The organism is Okeania sp. SIO2B9, assembly GCF_010672505.1.
GTDB classification, from domain to species: domain Bacteria; phylum Cyanobacteriota; class Cyanobacteriia; order Cyanobacteriales; family Microcoleaceae; genus Okeania; species Okeania hirsuta.
Map to the genome: position 1 here is coordinate 1 of NZ_JAAHGK010000169.1, position 8,199 is coordinate 8,199.

Annotated in this window: 5 protein-coding genes and 1 pseudogene; 2 read left to right on the forward strand and 4 right to left on the reverse strand. The window is 38.6% G+C overall.

The window, feature by feature from the left end; all coding sequences use genetic code 11:
- Nucleotides 1-434: 434 nt before the first annotated feature.
- The 4 genes and pseudogenes from F6K13_RS08485 to F6K13_RS08500 all read right to left on the reverse strand — a co-directional run bounded on the left by F6K13_RS08485 (nucleotide 435) and on the right by F6K13_RS08500 (nucleotide 3,691).
- On the reverse strand, nucleotides 435-911 hold the full coding sequence (locus F6K13_RS08485) for an MEKHLA domain-containing protein (RefSeq protein ID WP_287287201.1): 477 nt from the start codon (nucleotides 909-911) through the stop codon (nucleotides 435-437).
- Between the two features lie 101 nt (nucleotides 912-1,012).
- Nucleotides 1,013-1,750 carry an SDR family oxidoreductase gene (locus F6K13_RS08490; RefSeq protein ID WP_287287203.1) on the reverse strand — a complete coding sequence of 246 codons (738 nt, stop codon included), beginning with the start codon at nucleotides 1,748-1,750 and terminating at the stop codon, nucleotides 1,013-1,015.
- A 199-nt stretch (nucleotides 1,751-1,949) separates the two neighbouring features.
- A pseudogene (locus tag F6K13_RS08495) lies at nucleotides 1,950-2,687 on the reverse strand (SDR family oxidoreductase).
- 230 nt (nucleotides 2,688-2,917) lie between these two features.
- On the reverse strand, nucleotides 2,918-3,691 hold the full coding sequence (locus F6K13_RS08500) for an SDR family oxidoreductase (RefSeq protein ID WP_124155463.1): 774 nt from the start codon (nucleotides 3,689-3,691) through the stop codon (nucleotides 2,918-2,920).
- Between the two features lie 175 nt (nucleotides 3,692-3,866).
- Here F6K13_RS08500 and F6K13_RS08505 point away from each other — a divergent pair, with 175 nt between their 5' ends.
- Together F6K13_RS08505 and F6K13_RS08510 are read left to right on the forward strand one after the other, a co-directional pair.
- Nucleotides 3,867-5,711 carry a fatty acyl-AMP ligase gene (locus F6K13_RS08505; RefSeq protein ID WP_287287204.1) on the forward strand — a complete coding sequence of 615 codons (1,845 nt, stop codon included), beginning with the start codon at nucleotides 3,867-3,869 and terminating at the stop codon, nucleotides 5,709-5,711.
- A 637-nt stretch (nucleotides 5,712-6,348) separates the two neighbouring features.
- Nucleotides 6,349-7,962: an aminotransferase class I/II-fold pyridoxal phosphate-dependent enzyme gene (locus F6K13_RS08510; protein WP_240041661.1), complete on the forward strand. Its 1,614-nt coding sequence runs from the start codon at nucleotides 6,349-6,351 to the stop codon at nucleotides 7,960-7,962.
- Nucleotides 7,963-8,199 lie beyond the last annotated feature (237 nt).

The following is an 8,199-nucleotide window of genomic DNA, read 5'->3' on the forward strand; positions in this document are numbered from 1 at the left end:
TTTTTGGCAAAAGCTAGGGCAGTAACTCTACCAATACCTGAACTACCTCCTGTAATTAGAGTAACTTTTCCCTCAAATTCTTTAATTAGATTCATTGCTTTTATCCTTTTCAAAACATGATTATGTTCAAACTAATCTTAGTATTTATAGTTTGGGATTTATAGTTTTTTTATTGCATAAAAACTTCAAAAAACTTATCAATTTAAGATTGTATCATTCCAGTCTCTTAATGATCAAGCATTACACAAAAAATAGAGTTTAAAATACCTAATATTTTCTTGCCTAGATAAGTAGAGCAAGCTAAAAAAAAGACGTTGCATATTTCGTCACAAAATGCCTCAAATAACTGATATAACTGATTTTTGAGCTGATTTACAATTTGATACATAACGGACAAAATTTACCACGGTCTACTTAATCATAATTGATTACTACTAAATATACTCCCACTGCTGATAAGTAGCAGCTTGACCACATTGCTGTTGATTTTCATCTAGAAGATTCCAGACGGTAACATCTGAAATCCAAAACCGTTTACCTGTGCTGGAAATACGAATCCCCCGATAACCACTAATATAACCTTGAGTTTTTACCTGGGTCAGTAATAGCTGGCGATCTTCCTGCTCTGGAAGTTCTGCTGTTTCACGAGAAGGGGTATGAGTAAACTGCTCCCAACTCATTTCCCACAAATCCAACGCTTGCTGATTACCATAATTGAAGATCGGGTTTTCTTCCATACCATGAGAAGCAATAACAAATGGAGCTACCCATAATGCTTGAGCCATAAATTCCGGTGTTCCATCTACATCCAGTAGAGATTTACCAGTCCAATATTTATAGCTCCATAACAGTCTTTGAGTATGGCGAATTATAGTTTCTTGTTTCCAGGGATATAAGATATTTTGAGTCATTGATAATTTTTCAACAGTTAATCATCAAGCATTCTATCTTGATTTTCTACCTTTTGAATTAGATTACTCTTAAAATTTTACTGTAAATTTGAATCAATAATTTATCTTGCTTTGTAATAAGGATGTACATCAATGCTACAACCACCATCTACAAAAAGAGTTTGCCCAGTAATATAACCTGCCTCTTCTGAAAAGAAAAAGCCAATAGCTGCTGCTACTTCCGAAGGTTTACCAGCACGTCTCATTGGTATCCCACCAATTAAGCGCTTTTCCTCTTCACTTCCGGTTGGAAAAATGCGCCTACCAATTTCTGTTTCTATTCTCCCAGGGGCAACAACATTAACAGTTATTCCACTCTTGACCAACTCCAAAGCCCAAGTGCGAGCCAAACTAATCATTCCAGCTTTTGCTATTGTATAACTGGTGCGGTCTTGCGCTCCTAAAGCAGCAATACTAGAAATATTCACAATACGACCCCACTTTTTCGCCTTCATTGATGGCACTACTGCTTGAACAACTTGTATCGCTACACGCAAATTTAAGTCAATAACTGCCTCGAAATTATCCAGTGTCACCTCCTCTAGTGGTTGTGGGTGTACTATTCCTACATTATTTACCACTCCATCAAAAGTATACTGCTTGGTTAAATTAGCCAGAGTTTCTCCTGTGGCATGGCGATCGCTCAAGTCAACTGTGACAAATTCACCAGGAAAGGTCTTTTCTGGAGCGTGACGTGCTAGGCCAATTACTAGGTGTCCTTTTTTCGCCAGATATTCTGCTGTAGACAAACCTATTCCCCGACTTGCACCAGTAATGAGGGTAATGTGTTGTTCTGCCATTTTCTTGAGAGTAAATAATTTATCAAAATAACATGGGTCTAAAACCCCGCCTTTTAAGGCGCAATATTTTTGGAGAGTTGCTCACGCATCCCCTACTTCCCCTCCTGGGAGGGGGAGGGGCGAGGGGTGGGTTAACTTCTAACTTCTAACTTCTAACTTCTGACTTCGTTTGACTTCTGACTTCTGACTTCTGACTTCGTTATCTTGCCTTGTAATAAGGATGTACATCAATGCTGCAACCACCATCTACAAAAAGAGTCTGCCCAGTAATATAACCTGCCTCTTCTGAAAAGAAAAAGCCAATGCTTGCAGCTACCTCCGAAGGTTTACCAAAGCGCCCTATTGGCACCCCCCTTAAATAGCGCTTTTCCACTTCACTTCCTGATGGGTAATAATATCTAAATAATTATGTGTCAATAGGCCCAGGAGCAACAGCATTAACAGTTATCCCACTCTTGACCAACTCCAAGGCCCAAGTGCGAGTGAAACTAATCATTCCGGCCTTACTGACAGCATAAGTGCCACGGTTTTGCGCTCCCAAAGCAGCGATACTGGAAAGATTAACAATACGGCCCCACTTTTTTGCCTTCATTAATGGCACCACTGCTTGCACAGTTTGGATAGCAACACGCAAATTTAAGTCAATAACTGCATCGAAATTATCTAGTGTTATTTCTTCTAATAACTCTGGGTGTGCTATTCCTACATTATTTACCACTCCATCAAAAGCATACTGCTTGGTTAAATTAGCCAGAGTTTCTGTTGTGGCGTGGCGATCGCTCAGATCGACTGTAAAAAATTCACCAGGAAAGGTCTTTTCAGGAGTGTGACGTGCCAGGCCAATTACTAGATGTCCTTTTTGCGCCAGATATTCTGCTGTAGAGTAACCTATTCCCCGACTTGCACCAGTAATTAAGGTTATATGTTGTTGTGTCATTTTATTTCAGACTTTAACTACAAATTGACCATAGTTTGACAACCTCAGATTAATTTATACAGGACTTACCCATGAATCCTATTGGTAGGGTGTGAAGCGCGGTAGCGTAACTGAGCGAAACCCTATATATGTTGTCAGTGCATAAGTCCTGTTATACTGGAAATCATAAATTAATGCGGTTATTACAGATTTGTGCAAATTATAGACCTAACCAGGAAATATAACTACAACTATTTCACAGTATAACCACCATCTATTGTGAGGGAATGACCTGTAATAAAACTAGCTGCATCGGAGCATAACCAAACAACAGCATTAGCTACTTCTTCTGGTTTACCTAAACGACCAATAGGGTGTGCTGCTGCCATTTGTACTTTACCTTCACTATCATCATCCTTGCCAAAAATACGGTCATTCATATCCGTTTGAATTACACCAGGACAAACACTATTAATTCTAATACCTGCTTCAGCTTGTTCCAAAGCAACAGCTTTTGTTAACCCTATTACACCATGTTTACTAGCACAGTAAATTGAACCATTAGGAACACCAACTAATCCAAATATAGAAGCATTATTTACTATTGCTCCCCCACCATTTTTTAACATTTGTGGAATTTGATATTTCATTGATAACCAAACTCCTTTAAGATTGGTATTAATAATCTGATTCCAATTTTCTTCAGTTTGTTCAATACTAGGTCCTAATATGCCTTCTGTACCTGCATTATTGAAGGCATAATCTAAACGATTATAAGTATTAATTGTTTGATTAACTAAGTTTTCAACTTCAGTAGCTTGAGTAATATCTGTTTTCACAAAGATAGCTTCGCCACCTATTTCTTCAATCATTGCTATTGTTTCTTGACTTTCTTTTTCCCTACGACTGCCGATCGCTACCTTTGCTCCTTTTTTGGCAAAAGCTAGGGCAGTAACTCTACCAATACCTGAACTACCTCCTGTAATTAGAGTAACTTTTCCCTCAAATTCTTTAATTAGATTCATTGCTTTTATCCTTTTCAAAACATGATTATGTTTAAACTAATCTTAGTATTTATTATAGTAGTTTTATTACCAAAAAAAATCTAATACACTTGGCTACTTATTCCCCCCTAAATCTGCGTTAAAATTGCTCTCGTGTCTTTCTTAATTATTGTTAGCTTTTTCTATCAAAAATCAAATGAATATTATAGATAAAAAAATTAAAACATTAGTAGATTTATTACAAAACAGAGCTATCGAAAATCCCAAACAAATAGCTTATACCTTTTTAGTAGATGGAGAAACAGACACAATTAGCTTCACCTATCAACAACTAGAACAACATTCACGAGCGATCGCTACCTATCTCCAATCAGTATGTCCACCAGGAGAACGTGCTTTACTCATCTATCAACCGGGACTAGAGTATATTAGCGCCTTTTTTGGATGTCTTTATGCTGGAATTATTGCAGTTCCTGCCTATCCCCCTAGACCAAATCGCTCCCTGGCCCGTATTCAAACAATTATTAGGGATACAGAGGCCAAAGTAGCTCTAACAACTAAATCTATCATCTCCACCCTAGAACGTCGCGCCTCAGAAACCCCAGAATTGAATAGTTTAGGTTGGTTGGCCACTGACTATATTCCAGACAATTTTGCAGAAAAATGGCTAGAACCTAATATCAACGAAAATACCCTTGCCTTCCTCCAATATACATCTGGTTCCACAGCCACGCCAAAAGGGGTAATGATTACTCACAGTAACCTTTTGCATAACTCCAGTCTGATTCATCAATGTTTTGGACATTCTGTAGAAAGTAAAGGAGTAATTTGGCTGCCTCCATATCACGATATGGGTTTAATTGGTGGAATAATACAACCTTTATATGGAGCATTTCCAGTAGTTTTAATGTCTCCGTTAATGTTTCTACAAAGTCCGGTGCGCTGGCTACAAGCTATTTCTCAACATCAAGGGACTACCAGCGGTGGACCTAACTTTGCCTACGATCTGTGTGTCCGTAAAATTAAGGCCGAACAGATGCAAGATTTGGACTTAAGTAGTTGGGAACTAGCATTTAATGGTGCTGAACCTATTAGTGCCCAAGTTTTAGAAAGATTTGCCAGAACTTTTGAAGTTTGTGGTTTCCGTCGAGAAGCTTTTTATCCTTGTTACGGGATGGCAGAAGCTACTCTGATAATTTCTGGAGGCGATAAACTTGCTCCACCAGTTCAAACTACTATTGCGACTAACGCATTAGAACAAAACCAGATCGTCTTAGTTTCTGAAACAGAAGGAACAAAAACATTAGTAGGTTGTGGTCAAACTTTGCCAGACCAACAGATTAAAATTGTCCATCCAGAAAAATTAACTCTCTGTGCTGAGGGTGAAGTTGGAGAAATTTGGGTATCAGGGCCAAGCATTGCTGAGGGTTATTGGCGCAAACCAGAAGAAACAAAGCAAACTTTTGAAGCTTTTATCACAGATGCTCTAACACCAAGAGCATTTATGAGAACTGGAGATTTAGGATTTTTAGAGGGGAATGAGTTATTTGTCACAGGTCGTCTGAAGGATGTGATTATTATTAATGGTCGGAATCACTATCCCCAAGACATTGAATGGACAGTCGAGCAAAGTCATCCCATGATTAGACCAGGTTGTGTGGCCGGGTTTTCAGTAGAGGTTGCTGGAGAAGAACATTTAGTAGTAGTGGCGGAGGTGGAACGTAACTTTCGCCAACTGCTTCATGGAAGTCAAAAGTCAAAAGTCAAAAGTCAAAAGTATAACTCCACTAATGAATCTGTTGGCTTGGTAAAGCTTGATTTTTTTAGTCAGCGTAATGGTAAGTCTGATACGGAAAATGTTGATAACTCTCAGGACTTAGTTAAATCTATCCAACGGTCTGTGTCAAGAAATCACGATTTACAGATTTATCAGATCCTGTTGCTTAAACCGGGAGCTATTCCCAAAACTTCTAGTGGAAAAGTTCAGCGTTATGCTTGTCGCGAAGGCTTTTTAGCCGGAACTCTACAAATATTTGAATAAATAAGGTTTTATTGAAGTCAGAGTGGTAGGTTGGGTTGAGGAACCGTTAGCGCCAGCTTATCCATAGGATAAACCCAACAACTATAGGACTTACGCATAGCCACCTTATGTATTGCTCTGCCGATTAAATCTAAAAGTCCAGTAGTGGACTGTTTCATCTAATTTGGTGCAATAGATTTAGGTTGGGTTGAGGGACGATCTTCGCAGCTTATCCGCAGGATAAACCCAACAACAATCTTTCTCCCGTAGGGACGTTGCATGCAACGTCCCTACCTACTCCCCTACTCCCTAATGCACCATTTAAGAGCAAACAGTCTACTGGACTGGACTTATAACTACTGGACTTATAACTTCTAATGGCTGGTTATCCCTACTTCGTATAAGATCGTGACACAATAACCATCATGCCTTCCCCAGTGTTTTTTTGGGGTGGTCAATCAGTTGAAATAGTTAGCTATTTCAGGTAATTGTCACAAGTTAAAAGTTGCTCCCAATAAATCAGAAGCCAAATTTCTGATTTTCCAGGGGGATTTTTGACCCCAATATGTGCTATTGCATATAAGCTACAAGACAAAACTAAGTGACAAGCAATTTTAACGTGGTGCAGGAGTGAACAATGAAACTGTTGAACCAGCTTATGAATGAGCAAGACAGCCAAAATCTGTCTTTAGTGAAGAACGATCAAGACCCTGCCTTGCAAGTCCCACAATCATCTCCAGTCAGAGATAATATTAAGTCCTGGTTGGTCTCCCAATTAGCTGAACGGCTAGAACTGGAAACCAATGAGATAGATATTGAGCGGGATTTTACTGATTATGGTCTTAACTCAATTGAAGTGGTCAATCTTTCTGGAGAACTAGAAAATCTCCTCGGTCGGCGACTTCCTCCAACTCTATTATTGGATTATCCTACTATTGAAGCTTTAGCTGAATATTTAGTGGAGGATACCACCCAGGATACAGGGCCAAATATTCACAAAAAATTAGAAGATGAGGCTGAGGTCTCAACTTCTAATCCAACTATTGAAACTGAAGAAATTCCTTTAGAGTATTATAACTTCGACCTATACCCAGAATATCTGCAACTGCAAAAGCAAATGGCAGAAATTAATGCTACAGGTATTGGTAACCCGTTTTTTATACCTCAAGAACGGATTAATAATAATACCACAGTTATAGGTGGTAGGGAATTGGTTAATTATGCCACCTACAATTATTTAGGTATGTGTGGTGACTCTTTAGTATCTAATGCTGCTAAGGAAGCTATCGATCGCTATGGTACTTCTGTTTCTGCCAGTAGGTTATTATCAGGAGAAAAGCCATTACATCAGGAATTGGAAAGAGAAATTGCTGATTTTATTGGCGTTGAGGATAGTATTGTTTATGTCGGGGGTCATGCGACTAATGTAACTACTATTAGTCATTTGTTTGGGCAAAATGATTTAATTCTCCATGACTCTTTGAGCCATAATAGTATTTTCCAAGGTTGTTTATTATCGGGAGCAACTATTATTGCTTTTCCTCATAATGACTGGCAAGCTTTGGATAGGTTATTGAGCGATCGCCGTCATCGTTATAAACGAATACTTATTGCTATAGAAGGTGTATATAGTACAGATGGTGATATTCCAGATTTACCTAAATTTATTGAGATTAAACAACGTTACAAAGCTTTTCTGATGGTAGATGAGGCTCATTCTATCGGTACTATTGGTAAGCATGGTCGGGGTATTAGTGAATACTTTGGGGTTGACCCCAATGATATCGATCTATGGATGGGTACTTTAAGTAAATCTTTTGCTAGTTGTGGTGGTTATATTGCTGGTAGCAAAGCATTAGTAGAATATCTTAAATATACTTCTCCAGGATTTGTCTATAGTGTAGGTATTTCCCCACCAGATGCAGCATCAGTATTAGCCGCTATTCGTTTGTTGAAGGCGGAACCTGAAAGGGTGAGACAATTGCAAGAAAGGTCTCGACTATTTTTGGAATGCGCTCGCGAACGAGGTCTGAATACTGGTATGAGTAAAGATTCTCCAGTTATACCTATTATTGTGGGTGAGTCTATTAAGTCTGTACTATTATCCCAAAATTTATTTAAGCGAGGGATTAATGTACCGTTTATGTTTTATCCGTCTGTGCCACACAATGCAGCCAGACTACGTTTTTTTATCACTTGTAATCATACAGATGAGCAAATTCGCTTCACTGTAGATACTCTTGCGGAAGAGCTGAGGAAGATGGATATTTAGTAGGTAATGGCTAATAGCTAATCATAAATAATACAATTAGCTATTAGCTATTCGGATTGACAAATGATATCAAATCCGGTTAAACAGTCATAGGTTGGTTAAGTCTTTAGGAGTCAACAGATCGAGAGCAAAATATTCCTAAACTGCTTTGCTAAATCACTTTCAGATCAAATCCGGGGGAATTGGACATCAAAAAAATCTCGAATCGTCATAACTACGCTCATCTTTGTGATTCTC

Bases quoted from the DNA above. Each gene is read 5' to 3' on its own strand.
- F6K13_RS08485 (WP_287287201.1), bottom strand. From the start codon at position 911: ATGACTCAAAATATCTTATATCCCTGGAAACAAGAAACTATAATTCGC.
- F6K13_RS08490 (WP_287287203.1), bottom strand. From the start codon at position 1,750: ATGGCAGAACAACACATTACCCTCATTACTGGTGCAAGTCGGGGAATA.
- F6K13_RS08500 (WP_124155463.1), bottom strand. From the start codon at position 3,691: ATGAATCTAATTAAAGAATTTGAGGGAAAAGTTACTCTAATTACAGGA.
- F6K13_RS08505 (WP_287287204.1), top strand. From the start codon at position 3,867: ATGAATATTATAGATAAAAAAATTAAAACATTAGTAGATTTATTACAA.
- F6K13_RS08510 (WP_240041661.1), top strand. From the start codon at position 6,349: ATGAATGAGCAAGACAGCCAAAATCTGTCTTTAGTGAAGAACGATCAA.